Here is a 19,118-nt window from a genome sequence, read left to right as displayed (position 1 = left end):
TTTAAATTCTGTGCTATAATCTTTTTTCATAGTAGTATCCTTTATTTATTTTCTATATCAAAATATTATAACAAGGATACTGCTTTTTTTATACTAAAAAATGTCCAATATCTCATACTCCTAAACACCGCGAAGCTTTTTTACTATAGATATTAACTCTTCAAAAGATTTCATTTATTTATTTCTCTCTTTATTTTTCTATAATAGTTTATTCTCTTAGGCTCTAGTATGGCATTATATATAATAGCATTTTTTATATCCAAAGAAGTAAGCATATGATTAACATGCCTTTTATTATCCACAACATTAAATGATGAAGCAGCCTCTTCAATGTTAGATTTTATAGACTCTATTTCTCTTATTTTTGAAGCATATCTATTTTGCTCTTCTAATATTTCGCTAGCAGATTTATACTCATCATCATAAAAGTCATCATCTTCATTAATATTTTTTAATTCATTTATACTTTTTCTAAGATTTCTATATATCTCATCATCATTATCATAAGATTTTCTATTATTAGTATTAACTTTTTTATTAATGGTTTTTTGTCTATTAACTTTTTTTGAATTACCTTTCGCTGCCTTTTGTATAAGGCTCACAATAAGCCAAATTATTCCTATTATTATATATAAAATTAATTCCATAAAAACATTCCTTTAATGAGAGTTATTATATTAAGTTAATATAATAATGTCAATATTATAAAGGCTTTCTTAGGCTAAATATATATTTTAATGCAAAATTACTTAACTTTATAATCTTTCTCTCCGCACGCTAAACAAAATTATAAATATAAATTAATTATGAATGTTAATTTTTATTATATATAAAATTAAACTACCGTGCGTTAAACAAATTTTTAATTTAAATAAAACTTGGGGGGGCTATAATTTCTTATTAAGTTATAAACATAATAGAAGTTAGAATTTAAAAATTAAACAATAAAGAATAAAGGGCGGGGTGTGTAATTAAAATAAAAAAAGAGTACAGATTTTTTAAACCATACTCTTTTTTATTTAAAATTCATTATATTTTATTTTACAACTATATTTACAAGTTTGCCTTTAACATAAACTACTTTAATGATATTTTTACCTTCTGTAAACTGTTTTATTTTATCACTTGATAACGCCTGATTTTTTGCATCTTCTTCGCTTATATTAACATCAGCTTCTACTCTGTCTCTTATTTTTCCATTAACTTGAAATACCAATTCAAATGTATCATCTTTGCAATACTCTTCATTATGCTCAGCCCATCTCTCTTCAATTATCATTTTACCAAAGTTTAATATCTGATAAAGCTCTTCTGTAATATGCGGAGCTATAGGGTTAAGAAGAATTAAGTATCCTCTAATCACTTCTCTAAACATAGCATAATCATCATTGTTAGCTAATTTTATAGCAGACATATCATTCAAAAGCTCCATTAATGAAGCAATGGCAGTGTTGAAGTGGAATCTGTCTTTAATGTCTATTGTAACTTTTTTAATAGTTTTATTGTATTTTCTAAATAATTTTTGTCCGTCTTTTGAAAGATTGTTGTAGTCAAATGATTTAGCATTTTTGAAAGCTTCTTCATCTTTGTATTTTAAGAATAAGTTCCAAATTCTGTTTAAAAATCTTGCAGAACCTTTAACACCTTCATCAGACCATTCTTTGTCTTTTTCTGGAGGAGCAACAAACATAACAAATATTCTAACAGCATCAGCACCAAAAAGCTCTATAATCTCAGCAGGATCAACACCATTAGCTTTTGATTTAGACATCTTCTCCATTTTTACTATAATGTCTTCTTTTTTAATGCCGTCTTTTTCATATTCTTTATTGTTCATCTGCTCTTGAGTATAGAATTTCTTCAATGATTTAGCCTCATAACTATTTGCTAAAACCATACCCTGAGTAAGAAGTCTATTGAAAGGCTCATCTCCTTTGATAAGTCCTATATCTCTCATAAACTTGTACCAGAATCTCGAATATAAAAGGTGCATACAAGCATGTTCAATACCGCCGATATATTGGTCAACGCCAAGCCAAGCATTAGCGGAAGCAGGGTCAAAAGGCATTTTATCATTATGAGCATCTGTGTATCTTGCATAATACCAAGAACTGCATGTAAATGTGTCCATAGTATCAGTTTCTCTTTTTGCAGGAGCACCACATTTAGGACAAGTAGTATTAATAAATGATGCAGATTTTTTAAGAGGATTCTCTCCAACTGTAAACTCTATATCCATAGGAAGTGTTATAGGCAACTCACTTTCAGGCACAGGCACAACCCCGCATTTTTCGCAATGTACAAAAGGTAAAGGGTTACCCCAATATCTCTGTCTTGATATAAGCCAATCTCTAAGTTTATATTGTACTTGCTCTCTTCCAAAACCTTTTTCTGTAGCATACTCTATTGCTCTTTTTATAGCATCTCTTGAAGAAAGTCCGTTTAAAATATCTGAATTAACAACTATTCCGTCTTCTATATAAGCCTCTGTCATAGTTTCTGCTTTTATAGAATTGTCAGCATTTTGTATAACAACCTTTACAGGAATATTGTATTTTTTAGCAAATTCAAAGTCCCTCTGGTCATGAGCAGGAACAGCCATTACAGCACCGCTACCATATTCAGCTAAAACGAAATTAGCAGCATATAGAGGAGCTTTCTCTCCATTAAATGGATTTACAACATATCTTCCAGTAAATACACCTTCTTTTTCGTAGTCTGTTTTTTGGTCAATCTTAGCAGATTTTTTAATAAACTCTTCTACAGCACTTTTTTGTTCGTCAGTACACATGTCTAAAAGCCCGTCATAATTCCAAGCTATAGCCATATAAGTAACACCATAAATAGTATCAGGGCGAGTTGTAAATATAGGGAAGTCTTTGCCGTCATCTAAATTAAAATTGATATAAGCACCAACGCTTCTTCCTATCCAGTTTTTCTGCATAGCTATAACATTATCAGGCCAATAACCTTCTAATAGTTTCAAATCAGCATCTAACTGCTCAGCATAATCAGTAACTTTTATATACCATTGCTCAAGCTTCTTTTTAGTAACCTCTCCGTCACATCTCCAGCAAGTGCCCTCTGCTGTAACCTGTTCATTTGCTAATACTGTATTACAATGCTCACACCAGTTAACATCTCCGCCTTTTCTATATAAAAGCCCCTTCTCATACATTTTTAATATAAACCACTGCCCCCATTTATAATAATCAGGAAAACAAGTAGTAACTTCTCTATCCCAGTCATATGAATATCCGAGCAAGTTTAATTGGTCTTTCATATTAGCAATATTTTTTAAAGTCCACTTTGCAGGATGAGTTTTATGTTCTATAGCAGCATTTTCTGCAGGCATACCGAAAGCATCCCAACCCATTGGGTGTAAAATATCATAACCCAACAGTTTATAGTATCTAGCTATAGAGTCAGCTATAGTATAGTTTGAAACGTGTCCCATATGCATTTTTCCAGATGGATAAGGAAACATCTCTAATACATAATATTTTTTGTCTGTAGGTTTAGAAACTGTTTTGAAAGACTGATTATCTTTCCAGTACTTCTGCCACTTCTTTTCAATGGTAGTAAAATTATATTCCATAATATACACTCCGTAGTTTGATACTATTTATTAATAAAAAATTATTATTTTTATGTGTATTTTGTAAAATTCCGCTTATTTTATTACTATATAAAGAATTAAAATAAGATGATAACAGCAAAATATATTTACTGAAAATTTTTACAACAAAAATTATATTGCAAAATGTTATATTTTTCAAGTATTTTTTGTATATTTGTATAGATTTATGCTAATTGTAAAGAATAATATAATATATTTTACATAAAATTTACACTAATCTATATGTTATGTGTGATATGTATTATATATTACTTGTAAAAACTGATTATTGTAAATTTATTGTAAAATATTTGTAAAATTATGTTGACAAAGTTTCTCCTTTGACTATAATTGTAAAGATAATTTATAATACAACAATATGGAGGTTAAATATGAATGCTAAATTACAATTCTCTATAAAAATAACCCCTAGCAAACTTCCTGAAAATGCTAGAAAATTAATAGAATTTTACTTCCGTAATGCAAAAATAATATATATAGATAAAATTAATGATGAATATGAAGTAAAATTATCTAATGGAACTTATATTGATTTTGATAGAAATGGTAATTGGAATTATATCAGCAGCGATGAAGATATAAGAGAAAATATACTTCCAAAGTCTATATCAAATAGTGTAAGAAATATTATGAAAAAATATAAAGATGCTCATATATATGAAATAAATAAAAGAATAAACTTTTATAGAATAAAATTAAGCAATTCTATAGATTTATGTATAAATTACAGAGGAGATTTATTAGCTTAAAGATGTTTTTTTATTGAGTATTAATATGAGTTATTATATAATATACATCATATTAATAAAAAAGGTTGTTTTATGAAAAAGAAGATATTATTTATATTAATAATTGCAATTTCATCACTTTATTCCAAGAGCAATAATGAGAAAATAAATAGTTTAGCCATTACAAATGAAATAATAAAACCAAGTGATGAATTATTAAGCTTATTAGAAAAAAATAAAAATAAAACAGGTGTATCTGAAATAATAGAATTAATAAATGAGGGCGGTGTAAATGCAAGCTCTAAAACTGAAATTAATATAGGTGATGTTGTACACTATGTTAATTCTACTCCTTTAATGATAGCTTCATCATATAATCATTATGATATAGCAAAAGCTTTAATTGATAATGGGGCTTTGGTTAATTTAAGAGCAGGCGATGGATTTAATGCTTTAATGGAAGCTGTGAGAACTGGCAATATAGATATAGCAAAATTACTAATAAACAATAATTCTGATATAAATATAAAAAATAAAGACGGAAAAAATATGATTATGATTGCATGCGAAAAGGGCAATGAAGAGATGTTTAATTTATTAGTAGAAAATAATGCAGATATAAATGCAAAATCATCTTGGGGAGCATCTGCACTTATTTATGCTTCTGAAAAAGGCAATATCAATATAATGCAATATTTAATAGATAACGGGATAGATGTTAATGGAAAAGCTTATGAGAATGGAGATACTCCATTACTTTGGGCAGTTTCGGGAGAAAATCCTTATGAGGCTTCAAAACTTTTAATAGAAAATGGTGCCAATGTTAATGCTACAAATGATGGCGGAGTTGCTCCTGCTACTATACTTGCGGCATCTACTCCTAAAGTGGTAAAACTCTTAAAAGATAATGGTGCCGATTTAGATACAAAATTTTTAGATTATTATCATCCTATAGCAATTGCTGCGGGTGCGGGTAATTTAGAAATAGTTAAGGCATTGGTTGAAAATGGGGCTGATGTGAACTATTATCCTAATGATATAAACTATACTGCGATATTTCATGCTATAGACCAACATAATTATGAAGTTGCTGAATATTTATTTAAAAACGGAGTGGATTAAAATATAAAAATGAAACCTGATAATGACTATGGCAGAAGTATAAAAGAAAGCTACAATGTTTTAGAATATGCTGAGGCTATTCAAGATAAAAAAATGATTGATTTAGTAAAAAAATATTATAAGGAAAAATAAATATTTTATTTTCTACTAAATACAATCAATGAAATCTAAAATGAAATCTGTCATGGAGCCATAGATATTGTACTTTTACTTGCTATAATATTTTCGATTCTTTCTTTGATTGTAATATACCCTAACGAAGAAATCAATCTTTGATTGTTATAAAAATGTGTATATTCTTTTAATTTTTCTCTTAATAATTCTACAGTTATATTTTTATTTAATCGTGAATAAAATTCTCTTTCGTCTATGCCGTGTACTCTTTCTACTACGCCATTGTATCTTGGTGTTGCTACAGGAATATATCTCCTCTCTAATTTATTTTTTAAGCAGTATTCATCAAAAATATTTATTTTAGGAGTATTAATACAGCGGTATGTATATTCCATACCATTATCGGTCTGTATAGCTTGTATCTTAAAAGGTGAAGTTTTTAAGACATACTTTAAGAAAGATAAAGCACTATAAGGTGTTTTATCCTCATAGATTTGCCTCCAACTATAACGAGTAGCTAAATCTACAGCAGTGAATTGATAAACTGTTTTTCTGCCTAATTTGATATATTTAGTGTCTATTTGAACTATTTTGCCTTCTTTTTGTATTTTAGAGACAAATTTACGCTTATCATATCGCTTCTTTTTCTTTTTTGTTTTATATCTCCAAAGATTATTTCTTTTTAGTACATTCTCTATAGCTGTAACACCTATCTTAATGCCTTCACGATTTAAATATGCTTTAATATAATGCTTACCTCGATATTCTTTAGTATAGAGTTTAATAATTAAATTAATAGCTTTTTGGTTATTAAAGATATTTGGGGAAGTTTTTGGTCTAGTGCTAAAATTGGCGACAGTTCCAGTGTCTTTATATTTTTTAAGCCAAGCATAAAAAGTAGATTTGGGTATTTCTTCTATCTTTAAAAATCTTTTAATATTTTTAGTTTCTAATGCTTCATCCACTATAAATAATTTAAATTCTGTGCTATAATCTTTTTTCATAGTAGTATCCTTTATTTATTTTCTATATCAAAATATTATAACAAGGATACTGCTTTTTTTATACTAAAAAATGTCCAATATCTCATACTCCTAAACAATCTAAAATGAAATCTAAGTTGACAAAATATACCGCTACAATGTATAATCAAAGAATATAATACATAATTAAAAAGAGGTTTATGATGAAAGTATTATGGATTATTATAATTAGTTCGTACATTGCTTATGGTCAGGTAAGTGAAGATTTTAAGAATTTAGCGGCAACAAATAAAGAATCAGCATTATACAAATCAGTAATATCAGAAAATATTGATGAGTTTAAATATATAATTGAAAATATTGAAAAAGAATATATAACTTATTATATAAAAAACAGTGAAACATGGTATAACTATATACCTAATTTAAACACTAATAGTTTCTCTAATTTCGTAAAGGTTTTATTAGATAATGGAACGGATATTAATGAGAAAAATGAAGAGGGAAAAAGCCTTATACTGGATATAAGTAAGTACTACAATTCACATCGTAAACCTAAATTTGGTAAAAGTGAAATTATAGGAGTTCCAGATAGTAAATATAAAATTGAAACACTTATAAATCTTGGAGCAAATATTAATTTACAAAATAATGATGGAGATACTGCACTTCATAAAATTTCATATAAAAAAATAATGAGTATAGAGATATTGATATGGAAAAAAAAGTTATATCTCTTTTGATAGAAAATAATGCAGATAAAAACATAAAAAATAATAATGGGAAAAAAGCGTATCCCGGTATATTTTATAATATAAAATTAATTTTTACTGGAATATTTAGTACTTTATTTAATATTTTTAAGATTGTACTTCTAATTGTAATTGGTATACCTGCATTAATATTACATTTTATAGTTTTTAATATTTCAGAATTTTTCAGATAATTGATTTTTATTCAGCTTTAAATTATATATACTAAAAATTTTTAAATTTGTTAAAAGCACAATTTTAAATTTAGGTTATTTGCAGGGACTAGACCCACTGCGAAGCGTTCCCGTAGAATAGAACCCCAAGTTCTTTTATTGGTATAAAATAACCAAAAAACTATATTTTAAACTTATATTTAGATATTATACTACATTTAATATAAATTTTTGAAATATGAAGTTCTAGCAAATGCATAGTAAAAATTAAATCATTTCAATATATAACAATAATAAAAGTAAATTAGCAGCAATGTTTTATTTATCTCAAACCATATTGATTTTGAATATTTTTTATATTTTCTCTAACTGTATCATTGTTAGGGTCTAATTCTAAAGCTTTTTTATAATCTTTTATAGCTTCTTCATATTGACCTAAATTAGCTTTAGCATTTCCTCTGTTATTATAAGCATAACTCTTATTAGGGTCTAATTCTATAGCTTTATCATAGTCTTTAATAGCTTCAAAATACTGTTCTAATTTTTCTTTACCCATTCCTCTGTTATTATAGTCAGGAATATCATTAGGGTCTAACTCTATAGCTTTATCATAGTCTTTAATAGCTTCTTCATACTGACCTAAATCATATTTAACATCTCCTCTACTCCCATAAGCATTACTATTATTAGGGTCTAACTCTATAGCTTTATCATAGTCTTTAATAGCTTCTTCATACTGACCTAAATCATATTTAACATCTCCTCTACTCCCATAAGCATTACTATTATTAGGGTCTAACTCTATAGCTTTATCATAGTCTTTGATAGCTTCAAAATATTGATGTAGATTTAAATTTATATATCCAAATACTAAATAACTTTCACCATTATTTTTATCCAGCTCCAAAGCCATTTCAGCATCTTTTTTTGCTTTTTCATATTGTTTTAATCTATTTTTTGCTCTGCCTCTTGCACTATAATATTTAGATTTAGTATTATCTAGTTCTATAGCCTTATCAAAAGACTGCACTGCTTCTTTATATCTTCCTTCTTTATGATAATTAACACCTTCTTCATAATATTTTTCGCTTTCTTTATTTTGTGTATTGTTATTTATTACGTCATTATTATTTGTTTTACTTTTTTTGTTAATAGTTTTTGTGTTTGTTAATTTTTTATTAATTTCTTCTAATGCATTTTTAGCTTCTTTATAATCTGCATTTAATTCTAATGCTTTTTTATAATCGTCTATTGATTCATTATAGAATCCGAGCTCTGCTCTTAAATCGCCTCTTTCTTTATAAAGCTCAAAATCATCATCAGTTTTTTCAATAAGTTTATCAAATCTTCTTAATTGTTTTATATCTCTTTCACTTGCATTATTAAATTTATTTTCATCATAAGAAAAACTACTAATAAAATCTGTATATGTATAAAAATCATCTTCGTTTACATTTTGTATAACATAAACCAATGTTGATATATTGGCACTTGCTTTCATTATTCTGTTTAATTCATCATTAAAAATTTTTATTTTATTATTAAAGCCTTGAAAATTCGTATAACTTTCTGCATCAATACTGCTTAAAAAATTATTTATTTCCTCTATATATTTTCTCATTTCTACTCTTAAATCTTCTCTTACATCTTTGAATCTATTTCTTTCAAAGTCTTCCAACTCTATTTTACATCTTTCTATGTGTTTTTCAAAAAAGTAATTAATAACAGGCATACACAATTCCTAGTATAATTTTTTTTACATTATAATATAAAAAATAATTAAATGCCATAATTAAATATTTGAAATTCTTATAAAAATCCCACCCTCTAGATATTATAATATATTTTGATATTTTAACTTAATTTATATTTTTTATTTAATTAAAAAAATCACACCCACCCAAGTTTTGTTTAATTTTCTAGCTCAATTAACGCACGGTAAACTAAATTTAATATATAATTAAAATTAAGATTCAAAATAAATTTATATTGATAATGCTGCTTAACGTGCGGTGTGTTTTTTAAAAGTAATAAATACAAAAAAGAGCAAAGATAAAGAATTCTATCAATGCTCTTTTATATTAATATTATAATTATTAATGATTATTCTTTGTAAGCATAAGTAAATTTATGCATAGCTAAAGCATCATAATAAACATCTTTTAATTTAGGATTAACAAGCAAAGGTTCAGTATAAAAATACATAGGTATTATAGAATAACTATTAACTAATAATTCTTCAGCTTTGTGCATGGCATCCATTCTCACCTTCTGATCTCCAGTAGTAAGTGCTGTTTGTATATAAGCATCATATTGAGCATTACTAAATAAAGCATAATTATTAGGAGAATAGCTTGTATATAAAGCTAAAAAGTTTACAGGGTCATTAAAATCTCCAAACCAACCGCCGCGGCACATAGTTAAGTTTCTATCATATCTAGTTTGTAAAAATACAGCCCATTCTTCTTGTACTATTTTTGTATCTATTCCTAAATTCTCTTTCCACATCTGCTGTACTGCTTCAAATATAGATATGTGAAAACCAGGGTCAGCCTTAAACTCAAATACAGGGAAACCTTCACCATTAGGATATCCTGCTTCAGCCATTAATCTTTTAGCCTCTTCTACATTCTTTTGATAGCCTTCTTTACTTATATCAAAAAATCCGCCGCCATTCTCTCTAAAACTTCCTTCAGCATCATTTATACCATAAGGAACAAAAGCATTAGCAGGAGTTTCACCGCCCTTAGTAACTTGCTCTACTATATAATTTCTGTCTATAGCTAATGCTAAAGCCTTTCTTACTCTAATATCTTTTAATACTTCGTTTGTTGTGTTCAAAGCATAAAAATATGATGCAATCATTGGTTTTATTTGTAATAAACCTTCTTCTTTTAATGTTGGTATATCTTGAGTTGGTAATATTCTAGAAAAATCTATAGAACCTTCTTTTATACCAGCAACAGAAGCAGTATCATTTTGCATAAGAACAAATTTTAATTTATCAGGTACAACCTCATTAAAAGCCCAATAATTTGTATTTTTTACCATTACAATACTTTCATCTTGATTAATCTCAGTAACTACAAAAGGACCATTTCCTATATATGTATCAGCTTTCAAACTCCAAGCATCACCATATTCATCAACAATATCTTTTCTTACAGGAGAGAAAGTTGTAAATGCTACAAGATCTAAAAAGTACGCAGTAGGTGCTTCCAATGTAACTTCTAAAGTATAATCATCTATAGCTTTTATTCCCAAACTATCAACAGGCATTTCTCCTGCTGTTATTGCTTTTGCATTTTTTACAGGTTCATGCTGGAAACTATATTGACTGCCAACTGCAGGATCAACTACTCTTCTCCAAGCATAAACAAAATCATCAGCAACTACTGCTTTACCATCACTCCATTTAGCATTTGTTCTTAAATGAAATATGTATCTAGTATCATTATCAAGTATTTCCCAATTCTCAGCAACTCCTCCGACTATCTTTCCGTCTTTAGATTTTGTAGTTAAACCTTCAAATGCATGTATCACATAATAACATCCATCTAATGCTGTATTTAAACCCGGGTCTATTGTTTTAGGCTGAGGCCCCGCATTAATGACAATAGTTTTATCATCTAAATTACTTTGTCCGCCGCCGCAAGATAAAATAACAAACATAATCATTGTCAAAAACAATACTAAAAATCGTTTACTCATTTTTAATACTCCTAAAAATATTATTATTTACAGTAAGTAATTATAAGATATATACATAATACTGTCAATAGTGTTATTATAAAAAGTGTCATGGAGCCATAGATATTGTACTTTTACTTGCTATAATATTTTTGATTCTTTCTTTGATTGTAATATAACCTAACGAAGAAATCAATCTTTGATTGTTATAAAAATGTGTATATTCTTTTAATTTTTCTCTTAATAATTCTACTGTGATATTTTTATTTAATCGTGAATAAAATTCTCTTTCGTCTATACCGTGTACTCTTTCTACTACGCCGTTATATCTTGGTGTTGCTATAGGAATATATCTCCTCTCTAATTTATTTTTCAAGCAGTATTCATCAAAAATATTTATTTTAGAAGTATTAATACAGCGATAAGTATATTCAATACCATTGTCTGTTTGAATACAATGTATTCTAAAAGGAAAATAATCTATAAGTCGTTTCATAAAATCAATGGTACTGTATGGACTTTTTTCATCGTATAAATATCTAAAGCTCATTCTTGTTGCTAAATCTACAGCAGTAAATTGATAAACTCTTTTTCTGCCTAATTTGATATATTTAGTGTCTATTTGAACTATTTTGCCTTCTTTTTGTATTTTAGAGACAAATTTTCGTTTATCATATCGCTTCTTTTTCTTTTTTATTTTGTATCTCCAAAGATTATTTCTTTTTAGTACATTCTCTATAGCTGTAACCCCTATCTTAATGCCTTTACGATTTAAATATGCTTTAATATAATGCTTACCTCGATATTCTTTAGTATAGAGTTTAATAATTAAATTAATAGCTTCTTGATTATTAAAGATATTTGGAGAAGTTTTCGGTCTAGTGCTAAGATTAGTAACAGTTCCAGTGTCTTTATATTTCTTAAGCCAAGTGTAAAAAGTGGATTTATTTATTCTTTCCATCTTTAAAAATCTTTTAATATTTTTAGTTTCTAATGCTTCATCCACTATAAATAATTTAAATTCTGTGCTATAATCTTTTTTCATAGTAGCATCCTTTTTATTTGTTTTATGTTCAAAATATTATAACAAGGATACTGCTTTTTTTATACTAAAAAACGTGCAATATGTATGGCTCCATGACATTATAAAATATTTTCTGTATTGAAAATTATTATATTTAATATATTATAGTATTCAAAATAAAAAATAATATGAGGGACAAAAATTGATACGCCATTCCAGACCTACTATAAGAAAAAAAGATTTAGAATCTGCTTTAAGGGTAATGATTAGTGATAATCTTGCTACTGGAGATATTATATATGAATTTGAAAGAACTTTTGCTAGTTATTTCGGTAAAAGTTTTTCTGCTATATTTGTTAATAGCGGTACTAGTGCTTTAGAGTTAATATTGAGGCATTTAAATGTTGGGGAAGGTGATGAAGTAATTATGTCATCATTTTTAAATAGCTCTCCTCTTCAGGTTGTAACAAATCTCAAGGCTACTCCTGTATTAATAGATATAGATGAAGATAGTTTTCAAATTTCTATGGATAATGTTATAGAGGCTATTAATGAAAAAACTAAAGCTATTATTGTTTCACATATGTTTGGTAATTGTGCTTTAATTGATGAGCTTACTGATATTAAAGTACCTGTTATAGAAGATGCTTCACATAGTTTGGGCGGTAAATATAGAGACACTTTGCTTGGAAGTTTTGGAGATTATGCTTATTTTTCATTGTCTGCTACTAGAATGATTACTTCAGGCGGTGCGGGCGGAATGATACTTACCAAAAAAAAGGGAATGGACGCTATAAGAGATATTATCAATTATGATAAAAAAGATAATTTTATTCAGAGGTTTAATTATTGTGCTACAGACTTGCAGGCTTCTATAGGTATGGAAGAGCTTAAACATCTTGAGAGAATGGTAGAGGTGAGAGCTGATATTGCTTCTTTTTATGACAGTGCTATATTAGAAAGCAATTTAATAAAGTTATCTACACATGACAGTGAAAATCCTTCTTATTATAGATATGTTTGTATGCTTAATGGCTCTATGAATATTTATGATGTAATAAAGATGTTTGAACGTCATAATGTTGAGGTGGCTATACCTGTATTTAAACCTTTGCATCAATATTTAAATTTGCCTAATGAGAATTTCCCTAATACTGAAAATGCATATTTAAAAAGTATATCTTTCCCAATATATCCAACATTGCAAAAAAGTGAGGCAGAACTTATTTGTAAGCTTATAAGGCAAATAAGATAAAAGTTATTAAATAATTTTGAATACTAATGCAGCATCCATATTAAAATAAAGTCTTCCTGTAAAAGAAGGGTGATAAATATATTGTCCTATTTTTAAGTTCACTTCTATATAAAATCTGCTTAAAAACTCATATTCAAAATGTGCATATGCCCCTATAGAATGCCAAAGCTGTTTTGTATTATTTATATAGGCTAACATGTAATTTATTCCTACTGATAGAGGATATAAATCAAATAATATCATACTGTCAAGTTTATAAGATATATCATTTTGCTCTCTCACTAATAGCAACTCATAATCTAAAAAGTATTTTCCATTATTAACATATGCATATTTGAATGTTAAACCAGCTTGTATTATTAAACCTGTGCCGTCAAATAGAGTATTAAACAAAGGAAGTATAAAAGTAGGAGTTGCCTCTGCTTCAAAGGATACATTATCTGTTTTTAATGCTTTATTTATTGCGTTTGTATCAACTGCAATATTTGAACTATCAAAATTAATAAAACCTCTTTTTCCAGCTGTATAATAATTAACTAAAGAAGCACTTACATTTATATTAAAATATTTTGAAATAGAAGAGTCTATATATATTTTGAGTTTATTTTTTTCAGCATCCAAATGGTCGCTTATGCCGATATCGGTTCTCACCCCCTCCCATATATAACCAGGAAATACATCTGTAATAAATCTATAGTAAAGCGATAATTCTCCGCCTCCGTCTAAATATGGAAAGAAATATCCGTCTAAATCACCTCTAATATAAAGCCCTGGCTGTATATTGGTTTGGGCATGCAGTATTGATGTAATAATTAAATATATAACAATTAAAAACTTTATTAACTTCATTTACAAAACTAAAAATTAGTATATATATATTATATAATATATTAGAAAAAATTGCATATTTGTTAAAAAAATTAGGGATAGGTTTTAAAAAACCTATCCCTTTTAATACATTTATTTAGTAGAAAAATTGAAAAAAGATAATGTCTTATTTATAGTCTATAAGAAAGCTGAGCACCCCAAGAATCTATACCCAATAAACTTGGTGATGGAGTAGTAGTACCAGCAGTACCAGCACGAGCAGCTAAGAATAAGTCAATAAAGAAATCTTCACCAACTATGAAGCCCATACCAGTAAATAGATTCATTGTAGATTCAAAAGCATAGTTGAAAGATTTATATTTTCCGCCAGTTAATGCTTCATATGAACCGCTAGTCATAGCGAAACCTAATCTGTAGCTAACACCAGCTCTAAACTCAAACCAATCAACAGGCTTGAAAGCTGTACCAAAAGGAAGCTCAACATAAGGAGTAGTTACTACTAATGAAGTTTTGTTTCCTGAAGCAGCAGTACTTTCTGTTGCTGTTTGTCCTGGCATTTCTTTTTTTTCTACAACTTTTACATTACCAGCATTTGTAACATTAATAGTTAAACCAACTTTTGGCTCCATAACTAATCTTACTCTGTCATCAGCCAAGCTCCATTCCAAAGTAGGATAAGCATTAATATCAACATTCATATTAAATACTTTATCTTGATTTGTAACTGTGCTATTTTTAGTTTCTGCAGAAGGAATATTTGCATCAACATAAGTTATTTTTTCTGTAGAATAAGAATCAAATTTCTGTCCCATACCATATATGTCAAAGCCTAAAGTAAGTCCGAAGTTTAAGCCTGTCATAGGTCCAGCAACTAAAGGCATAGAGAACTCTGGAGCTATAGAAAGATTCATAGTATTATTGCCTGTATTTGTAGTTCCGCTTTGTGATTCAGAAGAGCTTACATTAGGAACATCTGTTTTAGTTAAAGTATATTGTTTTGAATAAGAGTTTCCAGCATCGTTTATAGTTAATCTTACAGGTATTTTTAATTTCATTTCGCCAAATACTAAACCTACTGCTACTTCATGCACCCATTGAGAGTTGCCTGTAGTGTTTGTAATAGCTGTAAAGTTTTTATCATTAGCAGGGTCAAAGCTTGTATATCCTTCATTTACTTGTTTGCTGTTTCCTCTTGCTATTAAATAGTGAATAGATACCATATCATTGATTTTGAATACTGGTCTAATAGCAAAAGTAGAGCCTGTATTAACCTTTTTACCAAGAGTAATTCCTTCTGTAGAAGGAGTACCATATGGGTTATAGTCAGCTCTTGTTTCATTCATAGAATAAACACCAGCAACACCGAAATACATAGCATTGTTTAATATAGGCACACCAATGAATGCTTGTACAGCAGTAGATGAACTAGAGTTAAAACCTGGTACATAACCAGCTGAGAATATTGTTCTGTTTAAGTCGAATACATTTTTAGCGTTTAATTTATCAGTGTCTGTAGAAAACTCGCCTGCAGTAGCTCTTTTTACAGCAGAATTATCCAAGTTATCTATAAAAGTATTCATATTAGCAGTAGGAATTTGTGCGAAAGAATATGCAAAAGTTATGCATAAAGCAGTAAGAATTAATATTAATTTTTTCATTTTTTAGTCTCCGTTTTTATATTAATAAAGCCATAATTGATAATCATTATTTTGTTGCGCACCTGATAATGATGCTGATTTTATTATTCCATCAGCAGGTACTATTCCATAGTAATATTCATTCATATTTATATCTTTACATATATAAGTTTTACCAGCATCATTTTGAGTTAATGTTATTTGAGTAGTAGCTTCAATAGCACCTTCTTTAGTTGGTTTTTCTGAAATTAAATTTATATCCATATATTGATATTTTATTGTTATGTTACCAGTTAAATTTTGGTTATAAAATGTTATTATATTTCCACTAATGCTTTTAATATCAGTAGTTATATCGCTTCCTTGATGAGTTACAGATACTATTTGAGATAAGAATGTGAATCTAGGATCATTTACAGTTGCAGTGCTTTCGCCACTACCAGTAGTTACTTGGATATTATTAAGAGTCATTTCTTTTATAGGTGCTATTGCACTTTTAGTATATTTATATGTAACGCTAGTAACAGTAGTACCAGTAACAGTAAATTGATATATTCCTCCGTCTGTATTTTTTGTAGAAGCAGGTGCTTTTACTACAGCATTATCAACTGTTGCTTCAACTATTTCTGTTACTTTCTCGCCTGGTAATGCGAAACTTGAAACATCTACAGTTTTGCTAGTAGCAGCAATATTAATATTATTAGTTGTTTTTGTTCCTGAAGATATTTCTGTTTTTTGGCTTTTGAAAGCATCTGTTGGTTTTGTTGAGTCTGCTCCGCAGCTTATAACGAATAATGATGATACAAGCATTAGAGCTAATAAAGTGTTTTTCATTTTCTTTTTCTCCTTGATTTTTTTGTTTTTTTTACTTTATTTAAATATTATTGTTTAATAATATTCACTAGTAGAATAGATTTTAAAATACAAAATGCAGCATACTTTTCAGTAATACTGCATTTTGCGTGTGCAATGAAAGTTTGTAAATCTTTATGAAATAAATAAGATAATTGACAAATTTTTTTAATGATGCGTTTATAGAATTGGTGTAGTGTAGTGTAGTGTAGTGTAGTGTAGTGTAGTGTAGTGTAGTGTAGTGTAGTGTAGTGTAGTGTAGTGTAGTGTAGTGTAGTGTAGTGTAGGCATAGTAGTTATCCCAATAGCTATATTTGTAATTTTATTAATGGTATTCTAATACAAAATTATTAAAAGTCAATTGAAAATTTTATATTTATTTAATTTTTTTAAAAAAAATTAGGTTTTTTTGCACACTTTTTTAAAAAAAATCTTAAATCTACAGCAAAAGTATAATAAAAAAATATTTTGAATGTAACAAATGTTTTTTATTAAAAAAATTATACAAAATAAATTATTATTTTATATTTTAAAATTTGTTATTTTTATTAACTTTTTTTGACTTTTCTAATAAGTCTGTTGGGTTTTCAAACGGTGGTATCGCAAAACTAAATATTGTTTTATTATTTTTGTTTGATATAGCTAAATCTCCAAACTTTATTATATCCATTCCAAAGGTATATAGTTTTTTTAAAAATTGACACGAGAATAGAATCTCCAATTAGTATCTTCATCACTATTAGATACTATTTTTACAGCAAATGTTCCTAATGCAAAAGTTTTTACTGATTCTCTAATAGCCTCTTCATCGCTATTATATATACCTTTTAATTCCTCGCCTTTTATAACTATATGCTTTCCAAGATATTTTTCTCTAAATTCTTTTATATGTTCTTCATAAAATTTATTTTCTATTTCAAACATATTAGCTCCAAATATTAAATTACTCTTCCCCAATGCTCATAGGCATAATGATGAAATAGTAATCATCTCTCTCTATTTCTCTCACTATAGTAGGGCTTGAATCTTTATTCACCATAAATGTAACTATTTCAGAATCAATTTGTTTTATTACATCTTGAATATAAGTATAATTATAAGCTACAGAATGCTCTTCGCCTGTATATTTTATGTCTATCTCTTCTAAAGATTCTCCCATTTCTTGGTTTATACCTTTAACTTTTAAAGATTCCTCAGAAACAGTAAGTATCATTCTTTTAGAGCGAACATCATTAATCATAGGAACTACTCTTCTAATAGCATCAAGTAAGTCATTTTTGTTTACTCTAAAGCTATAAGCAAACTCTTTAGGTATAACCTGCCTAAAATTAGGATATTTTCCTTCTATAAGGCTGGATACAAAGTCATATTTACCAATTTGGAAATATACCTGCTGACCATCAACCCCCATTTTTACCTGTTCAACTTCATCATAATTAGCTGTAACTAATATCTCATTTAATACTTTAGGCTCTATGATTATTGAAAAAGAACCAGACTCAATTCCTTCAAATTCTCTCTCTATAATAGCCATTCTTCTTCCGTCTGTAGCAACTGCCAAAAATTTAGAATCAGTTTTTTCAAAGCATATACCTCTTAAAGCAGGTTTAAAAGGCTCTTTAGCTATTGAAGATATTGTTTTATTAATCATAGTAACCAATTCTTTTGTAGGAAGCATTATGTAATTAATATCACTATTGCTTTCAGGATAAGAAGGGAAATCATCAGTTTTCATACCAATGATTAAGTGTTTAGTTTTACCATTTTCAGATTCTATATTAATTTTTTCATTTTCTTCGACATTTATAGTAATCATACCGTCAGGCATTTCTTTAAGTATAGAGCTTATTTTTTTAGCATACACTGCCACACTGCCCTCACCCTCGCAATCATCAAGTATTATTCTGCTTCTCGCCCAAACAGAACCATCAGTAGCTGTTAATGTAAGCATATTGCCTGCAAGATGAAAAAGCACATTACTTTCTATATTATATATTACTTTTCCTTCAACAACGTTTTCTGTAACTCCAATAGATTTTACTATATCTTTTTTTAAACATCTAAATTTCATTGCTTCCTCTTTTTGTGTAAAATTCTAGTTTGTCTAGTTTGCTATTATAACATAAAAAACTTTTTTTTACAATATATTAATTTTTTTTAAGTGTTTAGGAGTATGAGATATTGGACATTTTTTAGTATAAAAAAAGCAGTATCCTTGTTATAATATTTTGAACATAAAACAAATAAAAAGGATGCTACTATGAAAAAAGATTATAGCACAGAATTTAAATTATTTATAGTGGATGAAGCATTAGAAACT

Annotated in this window: 13 protein-coding genes and 2 pseudogenes; 4 read left to right on the top strand and 11 right to left on the bottom strand. The window is 27.9% G+C overall.

Features of this window, described 5'->3' with window-relative positions; translation table 11 throughout:
- Window positions 1-170 precede the first annotated feature (170 nt).
- Together EPJ72_RS03970 and leuS are read right to left on the bottom strand one after the other, a co-directional pair.
- Window positions 171-647, bottom strand: a complete 477-nt coding sequence (locus EPJ72_RS03970) for a hypothetical protein (RefSeq protein WP_147730938.1) — start codon at window positions 645-647, stop codon at window positions 171-173.
- A 389-nt stretch (window positions 648-1,036) separates the two neighbouring features.
- Window positions 1,037-3,598: a leucine--tRNA ligase gene (gene leuS, locus EPJ72_RS03965; RefSeq protein WP_147730937.1), complete on the bottom strand. Its 2,562-nt coding sequence runs from the start codon at window positions 3,596-3,598 to the stop codon at window positions 1,037-1,039.
- A 413-nt stretch (window positions 3,599-4,011) separates the two neighbouring features.
- Here leuS and EPJ72_RS03960 point away from each other — a divergent pair, with 413 nt between their 5' ends.
- Both EPJ72_RS03960 and EPJ72_RS03955 read left to right on the top strand, forming a co-directional pair.
- The gene (locus EPJ72_RS03960; RefSeq protein WP_147730936.1) at window positions 4,012-4,389 is read left to right on the top strand and encodes a PepSY-like domain-containing protein; all 378 of its coding nucleotides are present in this window, start codon (window positions 4,012-4,014) and stop codon (window positions 4,387-4,389) included.
- Window positions 4,390-4,461: 72 nt separating this feature from the next.
- Window positions 4,462-5,622: pseudogene (locus EPJ72_RS03955) on the top strand (ankyrin repeat domain-containing protein).
- Between the two features lie 50 nt (window positions 5,623-5,672).
- Here the strand turns inward: EPJ72_RS03955 and EPJ72_RS03950 are convergent.
- A complete protein-coding gene (locus tag EPJ72_RS03950; protein WP_158636880.1) occupies window positions 5,673-6,608 on the bottom strand; it encodes an integrase core domain-containing protein in 936 nt (311 codons plus the stop codon).
- A 182-nt stretch (window positions 6,609-6,790) separates the two neighbouring features.
- Here EPJ72_RS03950 and EPJ72_RS03945 point away from each other — a divergent pair.
- Window positions 6,791-7,533: pseudogene (locus EPJ72_RS03945) on the top strand (ankyrin repeat domain-containing protein).
- Between the two features lie 301 nt (window positions 7,534-7,834).
- Here EPJ72_RS03945 and EPJ72_RS03940 read toward each other — a convergent pair.
- From EPJ72_RS03940 to EPJ72_RS03930, 3 genes are all read right to left on the bottom strand, one after another.
- Window positions 7,835-9,244 carry a tetratricopeptide repeat protein gene (locus EPJ72_RS03940; RefSeq protein ID WP_147730935.1) on the bottom strand — a complete coding sequence of 470 codons (1,410 nt, stop codon included), beginning with the start codon at window positions 9,242-9,244 and terminating at the stop codon, window positions 7,835-7,837.
- Between the two features lie 371 nt (window positions 9,245-9,615).
- Window positions 9,616-11,223 (bottom strand): peptide ABC transporter substrate-binding protein, encoded by a 1,608-nt coding sequence (locus EPJ72_RS03935; RefSeq protein ID WP_147730934.1) that lies wholly within the window; start codon window positions 11,221-11,223, stop codon window positions 9,616-9,618.
- Between the two features lie 88 nt (window positions 11,224-11,311).
- Window positions 11,312-12,247 (bottom strand): DDE-type integrase/transposase/recombinase, encoded by a 936-nt coding sequence (locus EPJ72_RS03930; RefSeq protein ID WP_147730933.1) that lies wholly within the window; start codon window positions 12,245-12,247, stop codon window positions 11,312-11,314.
- Between the two features lie 181 nt (window positions 12,248-12,428).
- On the opposite strand from EPJ72_RS03930, the gene EPJ72_RS03925 reads away from it, so the two are divergent.
- The gene (locus EPJ72_RS03925) at window positions 12,429-13,481 is read left to right on the top strand and encodes a DegT/DnrJ/EryC1/StrS family aminotransferase (RefSeq protein ID WP_147730932.1); all 1,053 of its coding nucleotides are present in this window, start codon (window positions 12,429-12,431) and stop codon (window positions 13,479-13,481) included.
- A 6-nt stretch (window positions 13,482-13,487) separates the two neighbouring features.
- Here EPJ72_RS03925 and EPJ72_RS03920 read toward each other — a convergent pair whose 3' ends face one another.
- From EPJ72_RS03920 to dnaN, 5 genes are all read right to left on the bottom strand, one after another.
- The gene (locus EPJ72_RS03920; protein WP_147730931.1) at window positions 13,488-14,330 is read right to left on the bottom strand and encodes a toxin A; all 843 of its coding nucleotides are present in this window, start codon (window positions 14,328-14,330) and stop codon (window positions 13,488-13,490) included.
- A 149-nt stretch (window positions 14,331-14,479) separates the two neighbouring features.
- Complete coding sequence (locus EPJ72_RS03915; RefSeq protein WP_147730930.1) at window positions 14,480-15,967, bottom strand: hypothetical protein; 1,488 nt, start codon at window positions 15,965-15,967, stop codon at window positions 14,480-14,482.
- 21 nt (window positions 15,968-15,988) lie between these two features.
- On the bottom strand, window positions 15,989-16,780 hold the full coding sequence (locus tag EPJ72_RS03910; protein ID WP_147730929.1) for a hypothetical protein: 792 nt from the start codon (window positions 16,778-16,780) through the stop codon (window positions 15,989-15,991).
- A 708-nt stretch (window positions 16,781-17,488) separates the two neighbouring features.
- Complete coding sequence (locus EPJ72_RS03905) at window positions 17,489-17,722, bottom strand: hypothetical protein (protein ID WP_147730928.1); 234 nt, start codon at window positions 17,720-17,722, stop codon at window positions 17,489-17,491.
- A gap of 19 nt (window positions 17,723-17,741) precedes the next feature.
- Window positions 17,742-18,869: a DNA polymerase III subunit beta gene (gene dnaN / locus EPJ72_RS03900; protein WP_147730927.1), complete on the bottom strand. Its 1,128-nt coding sequence runs from the start codon at window positions 18,867-18,869 to the stop codon at window positions 17,742-17,744.
- Between the last annotated feature and the right edge of the window lie 249 nt (window positions 18,870-19,118).

This window comes from Brachyspira pilosicoli (assembly GCF_008016535.1).
GTDB lineage: Bacteria > Spirochaetota > Brachyspiria > Brachyspirales > Brachyspiraceae > Brachyspira > Brachyspira pilosicoli_A.
This window is presented reverse-complemented; position numbering and strand designations above follow the sequence as displayed.

Excerpts from the sequence above, each read along its gene's own strand:
- EPJ72_RS03970 (WP_147730938.1), bottom strand. The coding sequence starts at position 647 with ATGGAATTAATTTTATATATAATAATAGGAATAATTTGGCTTATTGTG.
- leuS (WP_147730937.1), bottom strand. The coding sequence starts at position 3,598 with ATGGAATATAATTTTACTACCATTGAAAAGAAGTGGCAGAAGTACTGG.
- EPJ72_RS03960 (WP_147730936.1), top strand. The coding sequence starts at position 4,012 with ATGAATGCTAAATTACAATTCTCTATAAAAATAACCCCTAGCAAACTT.
- EPJ72_RS03950 (WP_158636880.1), bottom strand. The coding sequence starts at position 6,608 with ATGAAAAAAGATTATAGCACAGAATTTAAATTATTTATAGTGGATGAA.
- EPJ72_RS03940 (WP_147730935.1), bottom strand. The coding sequence starts at position 9,244 with ATGCCTGTTATTAATTACTTTTTTGAAAAACACATAGAAAGATGTAAA.
- EPJ72_RS03935 (WP_147730934.1), bottom strand. The coding sequence starts at position 11,223 with ATGAGTAAACGATTTTTAGTATTGTTTTTGACAATGATTATGTTTGTT.
- EPJ72_RS03930 (WP_147730933.1), bottom strand. The coding sequence starts at position 12,247 with ATGAAAAAAGATTATAGCACAGAATTTAAATTATTTATAGTGGATGAA.
- EPJ72_RS03920 (WP_147730931.1), bottom strand. The coding sequence starts at position 14,330 with ATGAAGTTAATAAAGTTTTTAATTGTTATATATTTAATTATTACATCA.
- EPJ72_RS03915 (WP_147730930.1), bottom strand. The coding sequence starts at position 15,967 with ATGAAAAAATTAATATTAATTCTTACTGCTTTATGCATAACTTTTGCA.
- EPJ72_RS03910 (WP_147730929.1), bottom strand. The coding sequence starts at position 16,780 with ATGAAAAACACTTTATTAGCTCTAATGCTTGTATCATCATTATTCGTT.
- EPJ72_RS03905 (WP_147730928.1), bottom strand. The coding sequence starts at position 17,722 with ATGTTTGAAATAGAAAATAAATTTTATGAAGAACATATAAAAGAATTT.
- dnaN (WP_147730927.1), bottom strand. The coding sequence starts at position 18,869 with ATGAAATTTAGATGTTTAAAAAAAGATATAGTAAAATCTATTGGAGTT.